Below are 18,931 nucleotides of genomic sequence, written 5' to 3' on the forward strand. Positions count from 1 at the left end.
AGACCTGCTTAACCGTTGCCCCGTGGGCGGCGGTTATCTTAATACATAAAGTTCGAGGTTCATGGAACATGACAGCATCGACTTCAGTACACTCCAACGCGTTCAACTTCCTCAGTTATGTACAGAGCGGCGTTGACCCCCGCACCGGGCAATACACAGTGGCGATCACCCTGCCCGATGTCAAAACCAACGGGTTGCGTGGCCCGGGCATGCCACTGGCACTCAACTATAATCCTCTCAACCGTCAGGACAGCGGCTTTGGTCTTGGCTGGAACCTGCAATTGTCGCAGTACGATCCGGGTAAGCAGATCGTATCGCTGAGCAGCGGCGAGACATTCAAGGTCGATCAAACCGGCAACGGCCAGATGCTGATGTCGGAAAAGAAAATCGACAGCTTTCACTTGTACAAGGAGGACGATAATCACTACCGGGTGATGCACAAGTCCGGTCTGGTGGAGCAGCTCGAAATGCGCGGCAGCGGCACCAACAGAGTCGCGCTGCCGGTGCGCGTATTTGCCCCTGAAGGTCACAGTATCACGCTGGATTACGCTTCTTTCGGCGGGCATCAAATGCTCAGCGAAATCAAGGATGACTCGGATCAGCTCCTGCTCGGCATCAGCCGCGACGAAACGTCGGTAACGTTGCGGATGATCGCTGGCGAGGAACCGGATGCGACATTCGTGATGGTGCTGGGTGGATCGGATCACCGTGTCAACCGTATCGAATTGCCGACCGACAATGCTGCCTCCTGGCGTTTTGTATACAACACGATCCGTGAGCATTTATGCATGACGGCGGTGGAAACACCCGCTGGCGGCCGGGAAGATATCTTTTATACCGACAGCGGCCATCAGTTTCCTAAGAGGGCGGAACGCGCGCCTCTCCCCAGAGTCACGCGCCATCGCACGACGCCCGGCGTGGGGCAGGCGCAAATGGACGTTTATTACACTTACAAGGACAGCTCCGGGCGCGAGCACAATTTTCTGGGCGCAGGGCTGGATATCGCCTGGGAAGACAATGGTCTGGACAATCTGTATCTGTACCGCGGGGCGGAGCTATACGAGTACTCGTCGACCGAAACATTGCGTGTCGAGGTCGCGGGCAAGGCTGATGCCGAGCGCAGCATCGAACGAACCTTCAACCAGTTTCACCTGCTCGCTCGAGAAACCACGCGCAAGAACCTTAGCGTCATGCAGGTGGACACTCGTTACTACATCAAGCCGGGAGAACCCTTTTCGACTCAGCTTGCCTACTGTCAGTTGCCCAAAGAGGTCCAGACCACCTGGCGGCTGTCGTCAGACGGCAGTGTGCCGCGCAGTGAGACTGTTAGCAGCACGTATGACGAGCACGGTAATCTGCTCACTCAGACTCAGGCCAACGGTGTGGTCGAGGCCAGTGAGTGGTATCTGGCCGACGGCGAGGACGGATGCCCGAAGGACCCTGAAGGCTTCGTCCGCTGGATGAAAAGCAGCAAGGTCACCCCGGCGATATCCGGCTACGGCAAGGCACCGGTCCTGATCACCCGCTATCGCTACCTTGCGTTGCCAGCAGTGGGTGGCGGCCAGCTACAGAAATGGCTTGCACCGCAAAGCGAGACGTTACTGATGCAGGCTACTGACGGTGAGCAGGAACAGCAACGCACGACCTACGAATACTTCGATGAGCCGAACAATGCAGTCCTGCACGGTCGGCTCAAATTGCAGCAAGTGTTCATGGGTGGGAAGGTGACCAGCACAGCGTACGCCTACAGCATTCCTGTGCGCCTCCTCAAGAACACCACTGAAAGTGCTCCCGAGAACACTCCCGAAAGCGTCCCTGAGAGCAGCCGTTATGCCGCGACAGTGCTGCAAACCGTACAGACCGTAACCGGCTTCGATGGCGCGAAGAAGGTCATTACGCTGGAGGATTCTCTGCTCGATGGCGAACCCTTGCTCAATCGCGACGACAACAACGTGGAAATTAGTTATGTCTACGACAGCCTGCGACGTGTGCTGAGTGAAACCGTGGCGCCAAATGATGAAACCTACAACGCGACCAGAAGTTACGAGTATCAGCTATGTGCCAACGCGACTGATCAGGCCATGCAGACGCTCATCGACGTCAAAGGGGTAAAAACCTGCAGCCACTTCGATGGCCTCAACCGAGTCGTCCGTGAGGAACGGGATGACGCAGATAATCCTGCACGCGCCGATAAGCCCCGACAGACCTACGAGGCTGTTTACGATGCGTGGGGGCTTATGGGCAGTGAGACCGAGTTTGACTGGCTGGGCCAGCAGGATCTGGCGCTCAAGAGCGTCTTCGAATACGACGATTGGGGCAAGCAGCGCTGCGTCACCGGGCCGGATGGCGTCAAGACGTTCGAAGAGACCGACCCTATTGGTACGGCGCAATCGCAGGGCCCGATTCAACGTAGCTGGATCGAAGGCAACGGTGGCGGTAAAAGCGAGTTCACCGAGACCTGGATGAACCTGTTCGAACAGCCGACCCGCAGCGAGCGAAAGGATCAGGCTGAAAACTCGGTCAGTCTGAGCCAGTACCATTACGACGGCCTTGGCCGCCGTGTCGAGGAAATTGTCGGGGAAGCGGGCGGCGAGCGGCACACCACCTCTGTTTACGACGTCTTTGATCGGGTGATCGAGTCCAAATTGCCAAGCAGGGCCATCGTGCGTCGCAGCTATGCTGGCTACAGCAGCGAAGACTTGCCCGTCAGTATCGGCATCGAGCACAACGACAAAAGCATTGTGTTGGGAGAGCAGGAGTTCGATGGGCTGGATCGTCTGGTCAGCTCTGTAACCGGGGGGCGTAAACGTACGTTTGTTTACGACCCCGGTCTGCTGCAGCCCAAAACGATAACCCTGCCCAGCAAGCGGAAAATCGACTACGAATACAAGCCCCAGGTGGGCGATGAGCCGTGGCGCAGGGTGCAGTCCGAAGCTGTGCCTGAACCTGAAATCACCTGCGAAGTTGATCCGCTGAAAGAGTCCGGGTCTGTCCGGACTGCGGAGCCGGGTTTGGCTGCCGATTACAGTTACGATAAGCAGAATGCTCGTCTGCTTCATTCCTCGGAGCAGGGCGAGATACTGGATCGCGAGTATTACAGTACCGGCTCGCTGAAAAGCGAGAAGCGCACCTCGGCAGGCAAGACCTACGACATGTTCTACAGCTACAGCCGATTGGGCCTGCTGCTGTCTTACACCGACGTACTGGGACAGGAGCAGGTCAATCGCTATGACAGCTGCGGTCGTCTTTACGAAACCTCGCTGGGTGAGGTCTATTCAACGTTCGACTACGACACTGTCTTTGGTCGCCTCGCAAAAATCACCACCACCGACAAGACCGACGGCAGCCGCGAGAGAACCGTCGCGATCAGCCTTGAATATGATGATCTGGGTCGGGAAGTAAAGCGTACGTTTGACCTCGACGGAGTCGAGCAACAGATGGTTCAGGTCTATGATGATGTGGATAACATGGTCCAGCGTACCCTGCGCCAAGGCACGGAAACACTCCGTGACGAAACCTACCTTTACGATACGTCCGGTCGCCTGGGTCAATACCAATGCACGGGAACTCAGCGGCCAGTGGACCCCTATGGCAGGACCCTCCGCGCGCAGGCTTTCACTTTCGATGGCGCGAACAACCTGACGGTCGTCACGACCCGCTTCAATGACGGCAGCGACGACAACAGCAATGTCGAGAGCAACAATGCCAGGTATTTTTACGAAGGTGACGACCCGGTGCAGTTGAGCCGGGTGACGAACAGTAATGATAAATACTACCCGTCTGAAATCAAACTTGAGTACGACCTGGACGGCAACCTCAAAACCGACGAAGCCGGGCGCACGCTTAAATACGATCCCCTCGGCCGCCTGATCGAAGTAGGCACGCCCTCGGCCGGCATTCATTACCAGTATGACCCCCAGGACCAACTGACCGGGGAGACCCGTGGCGACGACAGAGACCTGCGTTTCTATAGCGACGCAGGGCTGGCCAATCAACTTGGCAGCCATGTCCAGAGCACCTTCATGCGTGGCGACGACTACCTGCTGGCCGAACAGCAGAGTGATCACACGCTGCTGCTTGCCACCGATGGCAGCGACAGTGTGCTGGGCGAGGTGGGTGGCGACGGGATCAACCGGAGGAGGTATACGGCCTACGGCCATGCCAGCGGTGAAGCTCCACCACTCGGTAAACTGGGGTTCAATGGCGAACTGGCCGAGGCGGATAGCGGCTGGCAAATGCTGGGGAATGGTTATCGGGCCTACAGCCCGGTGTTGATGCGCTTCAACAGTCCCGATAGCTGGAGTCCGTTTGGCGAGGGTGGGGTGAATGGGTATGCGTATGTCGAGGGCGATCCGGTGAACAGGGTGGATCCGTCGGGGCACTTTGGGATATTTACTCCATTCAAACTGTTGTTCCGAGCTTTAAAGAAGAGTCCTACTTTGACGACTAAATCCCCCGGTGTCGCAAAAATCCCCGAACTACTTACCTCTCGTGGTAGTAAAAGCGTAACAGCATTAAAAACCATCAGGCAAAAAGACGCAGCTAGATTGCTTGAGACTACCAAAAGTTATCGCAGTAGAATTGATTCTGCCATAAGTGATTACAAGCTTAAAACAGCAAAATTTCTTACTGACAAAGAAGTCAACGCTGTCGAAGCATTAGGATACATGCAGAAGAATATGGGTAAAACCGGAATGACTGCTCATGCGCGTTCTGTGATTAAAAAAGATTTATCATTTGCCAGAAAAGAGCTTAAAAAAATTCCCACCGTAGAGAACATAAGGCGTCCAAATCCGGCTCCTGGAAAAGTAGGATTGGACCGGTACCTGCCTGGAAAACCTAAGGATAGATATAGCTTCGACTAAGACTAATAAATATAAGTGCTGATCCGCAATCCAAGTGCACAACGCAGGAGATTACCTCCTGTGGGGTGCACCGGTTTTAAATACTTCACTCCACCAAAATAACCCCCTGCCTGATCGCCATCACCAGCGCCGCCTTCAATGACGTCACCCCGAACTTGCGGCGGATATTGCTGGTATGAAAGTGCACGGTCGCTTCCGTGCACCCTTGAATACGGGATATCTCCCACGCGGATTTGCCGATCGCCACCCATTCCAGGACTTGTCGTTCCTTGACGGTCAACTGGACAGTGGCGGGTGTGGTGTGGGAGGGCGGCGTGGTGCCGGGTGGTTTTCCGTTGTCGCGAAGCATGGTGAAGTCCTTTTCCTGAAGATCGCCGCACCACGATACCCCCGCAATCCCCAACGCGAACCTGACATAAATGACAGCGCTGGAGGTCCGCGAAGGCCTTGCGCCGTCAAGGCTGTAGCGCTTTTTTACAGCTTCTTTACGCCCCGGCCAGCCTGTCGATCTCGCGCCTTTACACCCCGCCTGCGGACAATCTCCCCACGCGGCCTGTGCCGTATCGGTGTTGCCTGATGGGGGAAATTTCAATGAGCGTTATGGATGGTATCTCGCTGCTGATGGGAGTCGGGCTGTTCATCTATCTGCTGGTGGCGCTGTTGCGCGCCGATCAGAGTCAGGAGTGATCATGCACAGTTACGATTATCTGTTGATCCTGGCCTTTCTGGTCCTGCTGCTGGCACCCGCGCCTTGGTTGGGGCGTTTCTATTATCGGGTCATGGAAGGCGAGCGCACCTGGCTGAGCCCGGTGCTGGGGCCGGTCGAGCGGGCCTGCTACCGAATTTCTGGCGTCGACCCGAAAACCGAGCAATCCTGGCAGCAATACATGTGGGCCTTGCTGGCGTTCAACCTTGCGGGCTTTGTCGTGCTGTTCGCCATCCTCATGCTGCAAGGCATGCTGCCGCTCAACCCGCAGCAATTGCCGGGCATGGAGTGGTCGCTGGCCTTCAACACGGCGATGAGCTTTATCACCAACACCAACTGGCAGGCCTACAGCGGCGAAGCGTCGCTCAGCTACCTGAGCCAGATGGTCGGCCTGACCGTGCAGAACTTCGTCAGCGCTGCCACCGGTCTCGCCGTGCTGGTCGCGCTATGTCGCGGTATCAGCCGTCGCTCGTCGCAGAGCCTCGGTAACTTTTGGGCCGACATGACCCGCGCCACGCTCTATGGGCTGTTGCCGATCAGTATCGTGCTGGCCGTGTTTCTGGTCTGGCAGGGCGTGCCGCAGAATTTCGGTCATTACATTGATGCGCTGACCCTGCAAGGCGCGGATCAAAGCCTGCCGATGGGCCCTGCGGCCAGCCAGATATCGATCAAGCAGCTGGGCACCAACGGTGGTGGCTTCTTCGGCGTCAACTCGGCGCACCCGTTCGAGAACCCGACGGCGTGGAGCAACCTGTTCGAACTGGTGTCGATCCTGCTGATCCCGGCAGCGCTGGTGTTCACCTTTGGCCACTACGTCAAGGACATGCGCCAGAGCCGCGCGATTCTTGGCTGCATGCTGGCACTGCTGTTGATCGGCGGCGCGGTGTCGCTGTGGGCCGAGTACCAGCCCAACCCGGCCCTGAACATCGCCGGTGTCGAGCAGACCGCACCGCTGGAAGGCAAGGAAACCCGCTTCGGCACCACCGGCACGGTGCTGTGGTCAGTCGCTACCACTGCGGCCTCCAACGGTTCGGTCAACGGTATGCACGACAGCCTCAACCCTCTGACCGGCATGGTTGCGCTGGTCAACATGATGGTCGGTGAAGTGATTTTCGGCGGCGTGGGTGTGGGCCTTAACGGCATGCTGCTGAACGTACTGATTGCGGTATTTCTCTCCGGCCTGATGATTGGCCGCACGCCGGAATACCTCGGCAAGAAGCTGCAAGCGCAGGAAGTGCGGCTGCTGGTCGCCACCTTGCTGGTGATGCCGGTCGGCGTGCTGGTGCTGGGCGCGATTGCTGCCAGCCTGCCTGGCCCGGCCGGTGCGGTCAGCAACCCCGGCCCGCACGGTTTCAGCCAGTTGCTGTACGCCTACACCTCGGCCACGGCCAACAACGGCTCGGCGTTCGGCGGTTTCAGTGCCAACACCGTGTTCCACAACCTGATGCTTAGCCTGGCGATCTTCATTGGCCGCTTTGGTTACATCCTGCCGGTGCTGGCACTGGCTGGCAGCCTGGCCATGAAGAAAACCGCACCACAGGGTCTGAACAGCTTCCCGACCCACGGCCTGCTGTTTGTCACTCTGCTGACCGTCACCATTTTGCTGGTGGGTGGTTTGACCTTCCTGCCGACCCTGGCACTGGGGCCGATTGCCGAACACCTGAGCCTGGGTTTCTGAGGAACCGATCATGAGCACTACTGATTTTTCAAGACGTGATGCTGTAAAAACTGCCGAGCCTCAGGCCGCCAGCGAGTCAGCCAAGACCGGCATCGCTGCCCTGTGGCGTCCGGCGCTAGTGCAGGCGTTCGTCAAGCTCGACCCGCGCCAGCTCAAGCGTTCGCCAGTGATGCTGGTGGTGGAACTGACTGCCATTCTGACCACCGTGCTGTGCGTCATCCCCAACCCGCAGGTGCCAACTTCGGTCTGCGTGCAGATCGCCCTGTGGTTGTGGTTCACCGTGCTGTTCGCCAACTTCGCCGAAGCGCTGGCCGAAGGTCGTGGCAAGGCCCGCGCCGACAGTCTCAAGGCCGGCAGCGAAGGGCTCAAGGCGCGCATTCGCGATGAGAATGGCAGCCTGCGCACCATCAACGCCAGCGAGTTGCGCAAGGGCGATGTGGTGCGTGTCGACGCCGGGGAAATGATCCCTGGCGACGGCGAAGTCATCGAAGGCATCGCGGCGGTCAACGAGGCTGCGATTACCGGCGAGTCAGCCCCGGTGATTCGTGAATCCGGCGGCGACCGCTCGGCCGTCACCGGCAACACCCGACTGGTGTCCGACTGGCTGCTGATACGCATCAGCACCAACCCCGGCGAATCGACGCTGGACCGCATGATTGCGCTGGTGGAAGGTGCCAAGCGGCAGAAGACCCCTAACGAAGTCGCGCTGGATATTCTGCTGATCGGCCTGACCCTGATCTTTCTGCTGGTGGTCATCACCTTGCAGCCGTTCGCCCACTTTGCCGGGGGCAGCCTGCCGCTGGTGTTTCTGGTAGCACTCCTGGTCACCCTGATCCCGACCACCATTGGCGGCCTGCTGTCGGCCATCGGTATTGCCGGCATGGACCGGCTGGTGCGCCTCAACGTGATCGCCAAGTCCGGTCGCGCCGTGGAAGCTGCGGGCGATGTGCATGTGCTGTTGCTGGACAAGACCGGCACCATCACCTTCGGCAATCGCCGCTGCGCTGCCGTTTACGCAGCACCCGGCGTGACCCCGAAGGAACTGGGCGAGGGCGCCTTGCTGGCCTCGCTGGCCGACGATACGGCGGAAGGCAAATCCATCGTCGAGTTCCTGCGCAACCTGCACCCGATGAACGAGCCCACCCTGAGTTCGGTAACCGCTGTACCGTTTAGCGCCGATACACGTCTGTCCGGTGTGGATTATCAGGGCCATGTGTACCGCAAGGGCGCGGTGGATTCGCTGCTGGCCTTTATCAACATGCAGCGTAGCGACCTGCCGCCTGCCCTGGCGCGGGAAGTCGACAAGATTGCCAAGACCGGCGGCACGCCGCTGCTGGTCTGCGCCAACGGTCGCTTGTTGGGTGCGATTCATCTCAAGGACGTGGTCAAGCCGGGTATTCGCGAGCGCTTCGAGGAGTTGCGCAAGCTGGGGATTCGCACGGTGATGGTGACTGGCGACAACCCACTGACTGCTGCAGCCATTGCCGCTGAAGCGGGTGTCGATGATGTGCTGGCCGAAGCCACGCCAGAGAAAAAGCTGGAGCGGATTCGTCAGGAGCAGGGCGAAGGCCGACTGGTGGCGATGTGCGGCGACGGTGCCAACGATGCGCCCGCACTGGCGCAGGCGGACGTCGGTATGGCGATGAACGATGGCACCCAGGCCGCGCGTGAAGCGGCCAACATGGTTGACCTCGACAGCGACCCTACCAAGCTGCTGGACGTGGTGCAGATCGGCAAGGAATTGCTGGTCACACGCGGTGCGCTGACGACATTTTCGATTGCCAATGACGTGGCCAAGTACTTCGCCGTGCTGCCTGCGCTGTTTGCCTCGATTTATCCGCAACTGGGCGTGCTCAACGTCATGCAACTGGCCAGCCCGCAAAGTGCGATTGTCTCGGCCATCGTCTTCAACGCGCTGATCATCGTTGTGCTCATCCCGCTGGCCCTGCGTGGCGTGCGGGTTCAGGCCGCCAGCGCGGCGCATCTGTTGCGTCGCAACCTGCTGATCTATGGCCTGGGCGGCATCGTTGTGCCGTTTCTCGGCATCAAGTTGATCGACATGCTGCTGGTCGCACTCGGCCTTGTTTGAAGCCTGTGCTGCACGCCGGTCGGCGTGCAGCCTCACCTGATTGAGGATGTGCAGATGTCCAATGTATTGCGTCCGGCCTTGAGCCTGATCGTGTTGATGAGCCTGATCACCGGCGTGGCCTATCCACTGGTAGTCACCGGGGTTGCGCAAGTGGCGTTTCCGGCGCAGGCCAATGGCAGCCTGGTGTACGACGCGGCGGGCAAAGTGCGCGGCTCGGCACTCATCGCCCAGTCGTTTACGGGTGATGAGTGGTTTCAGTCGCGTCCTTCGGCAGGCGCGTTTGCGACGGTAGCCAGTGGCGCGAGCAACTTCGCGCCGAGCAACCCGGCACTGGTGACACGCGTGAAAGAGGACGTTGCGAAACTGGCCAATGCCTCGCAGGAACCGGTGCCACTGGCCTTGCTGACCACGTCCGGCAGCGGTCTGGACCCGCATCTCTCGCCTGAAGCCATTGCCTGGCAGGCCGGTCGCGTTGCCGCGGCGCGCCAGTTGCCGCTGGAGAAAGTACAGGCGCTGATCGACGCCAACACGCAACGTCCGCTGATAGGCCCGCCCGTGGTCAACGTATTGGCCTTGAATATGAGCCTGAATCAGTTACCGTCTGCACCGCGCAACGCGCAGTTGTAACAAAGTGCGCCGTGTTCGCAGCAGATTCACTAAGCTGTAGATGATTAGAGAGGGGTGGTAACCAAGGTGAGTGATTCCGGTCGAGCTGATGCACTGCTGGCCCAGCTGCCCCGCGAAGGGCGCGGGCGGCTGAAGGTTTTTCTCGGCGCCGCGCCGGGCGTGGGCAAAACCTACGCCATGCTTCAGGCGGCCCATGCGCAGTTGCGTCAGGGCGTCAGGGTCGTGGCGGGCGTGGTGGAAACCCACGGCCGTGCGGAAACCGAAGCGCTGCTCAATGGCGTGCCGCAACAGCCCTTGCTGCGCACCGAATACCGCGGCATGACCCTCGAAGAAATGGACCTTGATGCCTTGCTCAAGGCGGCACCGGCTTTGGTGCTGGTCGACGAGCTGGCGCACACCAATGCGCCCGGCAGTCGGCATACCAAGCGTTGGCAGGACATTCAGGAACTGCTCGCTGCCGGCATCGACGTCTACACCACGGTCAACGTCCAGCACCTGGAAAGCCTTAATGATCAGGTGCGCGGTATCACCGGGGTGCAGGTGCGTGAAACGCTGCCGGACTGGGTGTTGCAGGAAGCTTTCGACCTGGTGCTGATCGACCTGCCGCCGCGCGAACTGCTGGAGCGCCTGCGCGACGGCAAGGTGTACGTGCCTGAGCAGGCGCGCGCGGCCATCGACGCTTTCTTCACGCAAACCAATCTCACTGCGCTGCGCGAAATGGCCATGCAGACCGCTGCGGCGCAGGTCGATAACGATCTGGCGCAGGGCTACCGGCAATTGGGCCAGTCGGCTCCGGCAGTTCGTGGGCGGATGCTGGTGGGCATCGACGGTGATACCCATGCCGAGCGCCTGGTGCGTCACGCCAGTCGGGTTGCTCAGCGTCGCCACCTGCCGTGGAGCGCCGTGCATGTGGACGACGGGCAAACCCTCGACGAGCAGTCCCGCGCGCGCCTGCAAAGCGCTCAGCAACTGGCCGAGCGGCTGGGTGGCGAGGCGGTTTCATTACGTGCCGGAGAGGTTGCCAGAACACTGGTGCAGCATGCCATCGAACGGCGTGCCAGCGTGGTGCTGGTCGGCCAGTCGCGTCGGCACTGGCGTCGCCGGGTGTTTGGCGGCGGCGTTGCCGCACGTTTGCTGCGTGAAGGGCACGGGTTGGAAATCTCGGTGCTCGACGACAGTGAAGAGCTACCCGATCAACCGCCCCGCGCACGCCCGGCGCGCGAAGTGGTGTGGTTCGATTACGGCCTGGCCTTTGTGGCCACGCTGCTTGCCAGTCTGGTCGCCTGGGGTGTGTCGGGCGTGCTGGCGCTGCCCAACATTTCCCTGATCTTTCTCGCGGCGGTGTTACTGGTTGCGGTGCGCAGCAGCATGGGACCGGCGCTGGCGTGTGCCGGGCTGTCATTTCTGGCCTATGACTTTCTGTTCATTCCACCGAGTTTTTCCCTGAACATCCAGCGCGAAGAAGACGTGCTGACGCTGCTGTTCTTCCTGCTGATGTCGGCGCTGACCGGCAAGCTCGCGGCGCGCCAGCGCAGGCAGTTGCAGGCGTTGCGTGATACTCAGGAACAGACCAGCGAACTGCTCGACCTGTCGCGCAAGATGACCGCTGCCACGGATCGCAAAGCGGTGCTCAATGCCGCCGAACAGCATTTTTCCGGCTGGAAGGAATTGTATCTGTGCCTGGTTGATCGTGACGGTCAGGGCGGTTTGGTTGTTGAGACTGGTGGGCCGCTGACCTTCTCGGAAGCCGAACGTGCCGCCGCCGACTGGGCCTGGCAGCACGATCAACCGGCTGGCAGCGGCACCGGCACGCTACCGTCCGGGCGCTGGTGGTGGTGGCCGATTACCGCGGAAGAAGGGCCACTGGCCCTGCTGGGTGTCAGTGCGCGTGAAGGCCAGTCGTTCACCGCGCAACACCGGCGTCTGCTGGCGGCGCTGACTCAGCCGCTGGCGCAGGCGCTGGCTCGCGCACAACTGGCGCAAGAGCTTGAAGCCGCGCGTCTGCATGGTGAAACCGAGCAATTGCGCAGCGCCTTGCTGGCCTCTGTGTCCCACGACTTGCGCACGCCACTGACGTCCATGCGCGGCAGCATCGACAGCCTGCTGGCGCTGGGCGAAGCCATCCCGCTGGAGGATCGCCGCGAGCTGCTGGAAGGTACACGCGACGAAGCCGAACGTCTGGATCGGTATATCCAGAACCTGCTGGACATGACGCGCCTGGGGCATGGCGCGCTGAAACTTGCACGAGACTGGGTGTCGCCTGCCGATATCGTCGGCAGTGCGCTCAACCGGCTGCGCGCCGTGCTGGCACCCTTGCAGGTCAGCACCCAGGTGACCGGCGAGCTGCCATTGCTGTACGTGCATGCGGCGCTGATCGAGCAGGCGCTGGTCAATGTGCTGGAAAATGCTGCACGCTTTTCACCTGTCGACGGGCGCTTGCAGGTGGCGGCGGGTGTGCTCGACAGTGAGCTGTTCTTCTCGGTCAGTGATGAAGGGCCGGGCATTCCGGAGGATGAACGGGCGAAGATTTTCGACATGTTCTATACCGCAGCCCGCGGTGATCGGGGCGGGCAGGGCACGGGCCTGGGGCTGGCGATCTGTCAGGGCATGATTGGCGCGCATGGTGGACGTCTCAGCGTCGAGGAAGGCATTGACGGGCAGGGTACGCGCATCACCTTGTTCCTGCCGTTGCAGGCGCAGCCCGATGTGGAAATGGAGGAGTCAGCTTGAGCCAGGCGGCGACCATTCTGGTCATCGATGACGAGCCGCAGATTCGCAAATTTTTGCGCATCAGTCTGGTGTCTCAGGGCTACAAGGTGCTCGAAGCGGCCACAGGCGGGGATGGCCTGACCCAGGCGGCATTGAACAAGCCGGATTTGCTGGTGCTTGATCTTGGCTTGCCGGACATGGACGGTCAGCAAGTGCTCAGCGAGTTTCGCGAGTGGTCAGCGGTGCCGGTACTGGTGCTTTCGGTACGCGCCAGCGAAGCACAGAAAGTCCAGGCGCTGGACGCCGGGGCCAACGACTACGTGACCAAACCGTTCGGCATTCAGGAGTTTCTGGCCAGAATCAGAGCGCTGCTCAGGCAGGTTTCCGGTAGCGACAAGCCGGAGTCGGCCCTTCAATTCGGTCCGCTGACCGTCGACCTGGCCTATCGCCGGGTGCTGCTCGATGGTCAGGAAGTGGCGCTGACCCGCAAGGAATACGCGGTGCTGGCGCAGTTGGCACGCCACCCTGGGCGGGTCATTACCCAGCAGCAGTTGCTCAAGGATATCTGGGGGCCTACCCACACCGATGACAGCCACTACCTGCGCATTGTGGTCGGGCATTTGCGTCAGAAACTGGCAGACGATCCGACCGCCCCGAGGTTCATCCTCACCGAGCCTGGAATAGGGTATCGTCTGCTGGCCGACCACTAGATGAAAAAAGCGACCATACCCCCGTGGCAAGGCACTTTTACTGCATCGAACCGTCAAAGCCGCACACTCCATATTCACTCCTGAGGTAACACCCCCATGAAAGCCTTTATCTGTCTGCCATTGCTTGTCTTGGTTCTTGCAGGTTGCGCTGGCAAGACCGGGTATCGAGACAGCTGCGCCACCCAGATAGACGCTGCCTGGCACGAGCTTGATCTGGCCAAGGCCGAAGGCTTCGCCGGCACCGTCAGTTACTCCAAGGCCCTGTCGCTGCTGACCGGTGCCAAGACCCAGCAACAGTTCGAAGCATTTGAAGGCTGCACCGAAAAAGCCGAAAAAGCCCGCTTCTACATCCGCGAGTCCCGCGCTGGCCGTTGATAGCTGAGCCTGCACCGCGTTGTACATGCCATCGTGGACGCAGAGCGTCCAGAACGGCATGCCGACGCGGAGCGTCGCACGATAATCAAAAGCCGCAAACGGCATGCTTACGCGGAGCGTCTTACGATAGTTCAAGTCGTGGGAGCGGACTTGTCCGCGAAAAGGGCCTTAAATTCGCAGGAGATATATCGCTCTCAACATCGCCTTCGCGGACTAGCGAACCGTCGCCCGTTCCGCACAGTGTTTGTCCAGATACCTCTCGCTCCGTATGCTCGCATCACATCAAATCCCTACCGACTCTAGCGAAACGGCCTACGCTCATCTTAAAGTGTTCGGACACTAGCATCGCTTGCAGTCCCACAGTCATTAAGCAGTTGCCGGAAGGGGCTTTCGATGGGTAGAAAACTCGATGCATGCCTGAGCGCCATCAATGAAGTGGTACTGGGCAAGGAAGTGCAGGTACGGCTGGCGATGACCTGCCTGATCGGCGGCGGGCATTTGCTGATCGAAGACTTGCCGGGGATGGGCAAGACCACGCTCAGCCATGCGCTGGCGAAAATTCTGGGCCTGAGTTATCAGCGCATTCAGTTCACGTCCGACCTGCTACCGGGTGACATCCTGGGGACTTCGGTATTTGATCGGGACAGCGGGCAATTCACCTTTCATCCCGGGCCGATCTTCGCCGAACTGGTGCTGGCCGACGAAATCAACCGCGCCACGCCCAAGAGCCAGAGCGCGTTGCTGGAAGCCATGGAAGAAGGGCAGGTCTCCATCGAGGGCGCGACACGTCTGTTGCCCGATCCATTCTTCGTGATTGCGACTCAGAACCCGTTCAGTTCCGGTGGCACCTTTGCCTTGCCCGAGTCTCAGTTGGACAGGTTCCTGATGCGCATCTCCATGGGCTATCCGGCGAGAGCGGCGGAGAAAGCGCTGCTGCTTGGCGAGTCACGCCGCGAACTTTTACCGCGCCTGCAGCCGATTCTGGACCACGCCATGCTTGGCCAGTTGCAAGCGCATGCGCGGCAGTTGCGGGCCAGCGATGCGCTGGTCGACTATGTGCTGCGACTGGTCGAGGCAACCCGCAGCCAGCCGCAATTCGCCTATGGACTGTCGCCCAGGGCGAGCCTGGCGATTCTGGCCGCAGCGCGGGCCTGGGCGATGTTGCTGGGGCGTGATTACGTCATTCCCGAGGATGTGCAGGCGGTATTGCCGTCGGTGGTCGGCCATCGGCTGCGCGAGCGCAGCGACCCGACCGGGCATGGCGGCGGGGCGCTGGTGCAGTGGTTATTGCGCGAGGTGCCGGTGCTTTGATCGAGCCGCTCAAACCGTTTTGGCAACGCTGGCTGGCAAGACGAATTCCTCCGGCGTCACGCATCACGCTCGACCATCGACGCATCTTCATCATGCCGACGCGCACCGGCATGACCTTTGCGGTCGTGATCGTGCTCATGCTGCTGGTGGCGATCAATTATCAAAACAGCCTGGCCTACGGGCTGACCTTTCTGTTGTTGTCGATTGGCGTGCTGGCCATTTTGCACACGTATCGCAACGTCAGCGGCCTGATTCTCAGTGCGGGTGTGGCGCGTTCAGTGTTTGTCGGCGAACCGGTGCAATTGCGCCTGCGCCTGGAAAGTGCCAGCCAGGCCCACCACGCCTTGGGCGTGGGTTGGACTGCGACAGCTCTGCAATCCGGCGATGTACTGCCTCGCGGGCTGACCGATGTGGAACTGACCCTGCCTGCCGAAAAGCGCGGCTGGCTGCATGCGCCAAGGCTGCGGGTCGAGAGTGTGTTTCCGCTGGGCATTTTCCGCGCCTGGAGCTGGCTGGATCTGGAGCAGAGCGCCTTGATCTATCCGCGGCCACTGTCGGGTGCCATGCCGCTGCTAAAAGGCGTGCAGCCCCACGCCGAGGACGACGGTCAGGCCACTCAGGGTGCCGGTGTCGATGATTATCAGGGGCTGCGCAGCTACCAGCCGGGCGATAACCTCAGTCGTCTGCACTGGAAAGCCTACTCCCGTGGTCAGGGGTTGCTGGTCAAGGATTTCACTGATTTGAGCGGCCACGATCTGTGCCTGGACTTCATGGCGCTGGGCGGCGATATCGAGGAGCGTTTGTCGCGCCTGTGTTATTGGGTACTGGAGCTGTCCCAGCGTCGTCAGCCGTTTGCCTTGCGCCTGCCAGGTTTTCTGTCCACGGTCGACAGCGGTGATGCGCACCGTGAAGCCTGCCTGCGCGCTTTGGCGCTTTATGGTCATCGATCATGAGTGACAAGAATAAGGCGCTCGCAGCCGCACCCATTCCGCGTGTCAGCCTTACCTGGCTGCTATTGGCGCAGGCATTGGTCGTGTTGCCGTTCGCGCTGCACGTGCCGGTATCGATCACGCTTCTGTGGCTGGGCTGCACATGCTGGCGGGTTCAGGTGTTCCGGATGCGCGCGCGGCTGCCCGGCACATGGATCAAGTCAGGGTTGCTGGTGGGCACTGCCGGTGGCGTATATCTGGCGCGTGGCAGCCTTGTCGGGCTGGACGCCGGTGCGGCTTTACTGGTTGCGGCATTCGTTCTGAAAATGCTGGAAATGAACAACCATCGCGACGCTCGGGTGCTGATCTTCCTCGGTTTCTTTTGCGTGGCGGTCGGCTATCTGTTTGAAGACAACCTGCTATGGGCGCTTTTCAGCCTGCTGCCGATCGGCGCGCTGCTGGCCGCGTTGATTGGTCTGCAGCACGCGGATCTGGCTGGCAGATCAACCGATACGCTCAAGCTGGCGTTCAAGCTGATGGCGCAGGCTGTGCCGTTGATGCTTGTGCTGTTTCTGTTTTTTCCACGTCTGGACCCGCTTTGGTCGTTGCCGCAACCGAGCAACAAGGGCGTCACTGGGCTGTCCGACAACATGGCACCGGGCGACATGGCCGAGCTGAGCAAGTCGCCGGCACTGGTATTTCGGGCCAGTTTTGAAGGGCCGATACCGGCGCGTAATCAGTTGTACTGGCGCGGTCTGACCCTTGAGCAGTTCGATGGGCGGCGCTGGTCACAGTCGGCACGTGCCCAGACCGTGCAGATCCCGCAGTGGGAAAAGCGCGGCGATCCACTGGCTTACAGCATTGTCATGGAAGCCAGCGGTCGGCCCTGGTTGCCGAGCCTCGACGTGGCCGAGACCACGTTGCCGGACGTTCGGCAGATGAGCGACTTCCGCCTGCAACGCCGGCGTCCCGTCGAGCAATCGCTGTTATATGCCGTCAATTCCTGGCCGCTGAGTATTCGCGACCCGCAATCCAGCGAACAGGTCCAGCGCCAAAACCTGCAATTGCCCGCCAAGGGGAATGATCAGGCCCGGCAGTGGGCGGCTGAACTGCGCCGTCGCTACACTACGGCGGATGCGATGGTCGCCGCGATGCTGGGTTATTTCAGCGACCAGCCGTTTCACTACACCCTCAAGCCCGCACCGTTGGGCAATGACAGCATTGATGAGTTTCTGTTTGCGAGTCGTCAGGGTTTTTGCGCCCACTACGCCGGCGCAATGACTTTTGTGCTGCGCGCTGCGGGTATTCCGGCGCGTGTCGTGGCCGGGTATCAAGGCGGCGAACTGAACCCCGACGGGCACTACCTGACCGTGCGCCAGTTCGACGCGCATGCGTGGGTCGAATACTGGCAGCCGGGTATCGGCTGGCTCAGTGTCGACCCCACCGCAGCAGTTGCACCGCAGCGTATCGAACAGGGCTTGGAGCAAGCGCTGGCAGCAGACGAAGCCTTTCTGCAGGACTCGCCCTATTCAGCGTTACGCTATCGCAATGTGCCTTGGGTCAACGCCATACGCCTGAGCTGGGACAACCTCAACTATGGCTGGCAGCGCTGGGTGCTGGGCTATCAGGGACAACAGCAGTTACAAATTCTCGGCCGTTGGTTTTCTGGCTTCCAGGCGCCGGTTTTCGTCCTGGGAACCCTGTTTTCACTGGGGCTGGTAGCGTTATGGCTGTTCAAACCCTGGCAACGCGAAAGCGACTCGCAACTGCGGGTGTTCAACGCATTTGAACGCTTGCTCGCCCGTCATGGTCTGCGTCGTATGCCGGGTGAAGGCGCTGACGCATTCTGCCGCAGAGCGGTGCTGTATTTTCCGCAGCATGCCGAGGCCATCGAAGCTTTCATCCGCGAATTTCAGGCGCAGCGCTATGCCGGGCGGCTTGCTTCGGCCAGCCGCTTGAGGCATGCATTGAGCACGTTGCGTCGTCGTCTGCCATGGAGGTTGTCAGCCGTCAGGGACAGGCATTCATGAATGAGTGTGTCGAAGGGGAATTGCATGTCTTCAATGGTGGATCATCTGGTGGCCGAGGTGCTGGCGCTGGATGTCAAATTGCTCGCGTGCCAGGCACGCCTTGCGGTTTCGACGGACAGCGAAGCGCTGCATGATTTGCGTACCACCGTGCGTCGTCTGCGTAGCGTACTGCGGCCCCTGCGGGAAAACCCGGCTGCCGCAGAACTGGAAGAGGCCGCAAAAGCGGTAGGGCAACTGACCACGCCTTTGCGTGACATGCAGGTGCTCGCCGCGTTTCTCGAAGAGCAGGGCCTGAACGAGGCCGCTTTCAAGCGCAACCAGTACTTGGGAAATGCCTGCCCCAGGGTTGCGACGTCGCCTGAACTGAGCCGCCTGCTCAAGCTGATCGACCAATTCCCGGAGCTACTGCGTTTGCAACAGCGTCAGGGAATGTTGCGCGGCCTGCGCAAGACCATCGAAAAGCGTATGGACAAACAATGGAGCAAGCTACGTGTGGCCATCGCCGAGCCTGGGCATGATCGGCATGACCTGCGCCTGTTGATCAAACGCGTGCGTTACGCCGCCGAAGCGTACCCGGAACTCAGCCACCAGCCGAAAAACATGCAGGCCCGGCTCAAGGCCGCACAAGGCGAGCTGGGCGACTGGCATGATCATTTGCAATGGCTGGCGCAGGCTGCAGAGCAGCCGGATCTGGCGCCGTGCATTGCGGGTTGGCAGATCGGCATCGTGCGTGCCGAGCGCAAGGCCGAGGCGTCGCTCAAGCGGCTGGCCAAGGCCTGTTTCTAAGGCAGTGGCTTTTTTATGAAATAGGTCATTCGGGCCGCAATAATGGCCAATATGCGGCATGTCGTTGACTAAGAGGATGGTTATCATCCATCCACTTGTGTGTCGACTTGCTGGAG

Annotated in this window: 13 protein-coding genes; 12 read left to right on the plus strand and 1 reads right to left on the minus strand. The window is 60.3% G+C overall.

The annotated features are described in order from the left end of the window. Nucleotides 1–68: 68 nt before the first annotated feature. On the plus strand, nt 69–4,865 hold the full coding sequence (locus RYC18_RS21505) for an RHS repeat-associated core domain-containing protein (protein WP_316886786.1): 4,797 nt from the start codon (nt 69–71) through the stop codon (nt 4,863–4,865). Nucleotides 4,866–4,950: 85 nt separating this feature from the next. On the opposite strand, the gene RYC18_RS21510 is transcribed toward RYC18_RS21505, so the two are convergent. After that, nucleotides 4,951–5,214 (minus strand): helix-turn-helix domain-containing protein, encoded by a 264-nt coding sequence (locus RYC18_RS21510; protein WP_004659166.1) that lies wholly within the window; start codon nt 5,212–5,214, stop codon nt 4,951–4,953. 242 nt (nt 5,215–5,456) lie between these two features. Between RYC18_RS21510 and kdpF the strand changes: the two genes are divergently transcribed. From kdpF to RYC18_RS21565, 11 genes are all read left to right on the plus strand, one after another. Continuing rightward, the gene (gene kdpF, locus RYC18_RS21515) at nt 5,457–5,552 is read left to right on the plus strand and encodes a K(+)-transporting ATPase subunit F (RefSeq protein ID WP_003406089.1); all 96 of its coding nucleotides are present in this window, start codon (nt 5,457–5,459) and stop codon (nt 5,550–5,552) included. A gap of 2 nt (nt 5,553–5,554) precedes the next feature. Continuing rightward, nucleotides 5,555–7,249 (plus strand): potassium-transporting ATPase subunit KdpA, encoded by a 1,695-nt coding sequence (kdpA, locus tag RYC18_RS21520; RefSeq protein ID WP_316886793.1) that lies wholly within the window; start codon nt 5,555–5,557, stop codon nt 7,247–7,249. A gap of 10 nt (nt 7,250–7,259) precedes the next feature. Next, nucleotides 7,260–9,338, plus strand: a complete 2,079-nt coding sequence (kdpB, locus tag RYC18_RS21525) for a potassium-transporting ATPase subunit KdpB (protein WP_005779898.1) — start codon at nt 7,260–7,262, stop codon at nt 9,336–9,338. 54 nt (nt 9,339–9,392) lie between these two features. Next, nucleotides 9,393–9,965 carry a potassium-transporting ATPase subunit KdpC gene (kdpC, locus tag RYC18_RS21530; protein WP_004664723.1) on the plus strand — a complete coding sequence of 191 codons (573 nt, stop codon included), beginning with the start codon at nt 9,393–9,395 and terminating at the stop codon, nt 9,963–9,965. 66 nt (nt 9,966–10,031) lie between these two features. After that, nucleotides 10,032–12,695, plus strand: coding sequence for a sensor histidine kinase (locus RYC18_RS21535; protein WP_046832708.1), 2,664 nt, complete (start codon nt 10,032–10,034; stop codon nt 12,693–12,695). Then, nucleotides 12,692–13,384, plus strand: a complete 693-nt coding sequence (locus RYC18_RS21540; protein WP_004664726.1) for a response regulator — start codon at nt 12,692–12,694, stop codon at nt 13,382–13,384. Before RYC18_RS21535 ends, RYC18_RS21540 begins: the two co-directional genes overlap by 4 nt. A gap of 96 nt (nt 13,385–13,480) precedes the next feature. After that, nucleotides 13,481–13,759 carry a hypothetical protein gene (locus tag RYC18_RS21545; RefSeq protein ID WP_002552999.1) on the plus strand — a complete coding sequence of 93 codons (279 nt, stop codon included), beginning with the start codon at nt 13,481–13,483 and terminating at the stop codon, nt 13,757–13,759. Between the two features lie 393 nt (nt 13,760–14,152). Then, entirely contained in the window at nt 14,153–15,070 is a 918-nt protein-coding gene (locus RYC18_RS21550; RefSeq protein ID WP_002553000.1) for an AAA family ATPase, read from the plus strand. After that, nucleotides 15,040–16,023, plus strand: coding sequence for a DUF58 domain-containing protein (locus tag RYC18_RS21555; protein ID WP_039847526.1), 984 nt, complete (start codon nt 15,040–15,042; stop codon nt 16,021–16,023). The genes RYC18_RS21550 and RYC18_RS21555 overlap by 31 nt, the downstream gene beginning before the upstream one ends. Beyond that, nucleotides 16,020–18,029: a DUF3488 and DUF4129 domain-containing transglutaminase family protein gene (locus tag RYC18_RS21560; protein ID WP_046832692.1), complete on the plus strand. Its 2,010-nt coding sequence runs from the start codon at nt 16,020–16,022 to the stop codon at nt 18,027–18,029. The genes RYC18_RS21555 and RYC18_RS21560 overlap by 4 nt, the downstream gene beginning before the upstream one ends. A 24-nt stretch (nt 18,030–18,053) precedes the next feature. Next, a complete protein-coding gene (locus RYC18_RS21565) occupies nt 18,054–18,815 on the plus strand; it encodes a CHAD domain-containing protein (protein ID WP_016981042.1) in 762 nt (253 codons plus the stop codon). Nucleotides 18,816–18,931: the final 116 nt, after the last annotated feature.

This window comes from Pseudomonas syringae group sp. 247E2 (assembly GCF_032587795.1).
Lineage (GTDB): Bacteria > Pseudomonadota > Gammaproteobacteria > Pseudomonadales > Pseudomonadaceae > Aquipseudomonas > Aquipseudomonas amygdali.

Bases quoted from the DNA above. Each gene is read 5' to 3' on its own strand.
- RYC18_RS21550 (WP_002553000.1), top strand. From the start codon at position 14,153: ATGGGTAGAAAACTCGATGCATGCCTGAGCGCCATCAATGAAGTGGTA.
- RYC18_RS21510 (WP_004659166.1), bottom strand. From the start codon at position 5,214: ATGCTTCGCGACAACGGAAAACCACCCGGCACCACGCCGCCCTCCCAC.
- RYC18_RS21545 (WP_002552999.1), top strand. From the start codon at position 13,481: ATGAAAGCCTTTATCTGTCTGCCATTGCTTGTCTTGGTTCTTGCAGGT.
- kdpF (WP_003406089.1), top strand. From the start codon at position 5,457: ATGAGCGTTATGGATGGTATCTCGCTGCTGATGGGAGTCGGGCTGTTC.
- RYC18_RS21505 (WP_316886786.1), top strand. From the start codon at position 69: ATGACAGCATCGACTTCAGTACACTCCAACGCGTTCAACTTCCTCAGT.
- RYC18_RS21565 (WP_016981042.1), top strand. From the start codon at position 18,054: ATGTCTTCAATGGTGGATCATCTGGTGGCCGAGGTGCTGGCGCTGGAT.
- RYC18_RS21560 (WP_046832692.1), top strand. From the start codon at position 16,020: ATGAGTGACAAGAATAAGGCGCTCGCAGCCGCACCCATTCCGCGTGTC.
- kdpB (WP_005779898.1), top strand. From the start codon at position 7,260: ATGAGCACTACTGATTTTTCAAGACGTGATGCTGTAAAAACTGCCGAG.
- kdpA (WP_316886793.1), top strand. From the start codon at position 5,555: ATGCACAGTTACGATTATCTGTTGATCCTGGCCTTTCTGGTCCTGCTG.
- kdpC (WP_004664723.1), top strand. From the start codon at position 9,393: ATGTCCAATGTATTGCGTCCGGCCTTGAGCCTGATCGTGTTGATGAGC.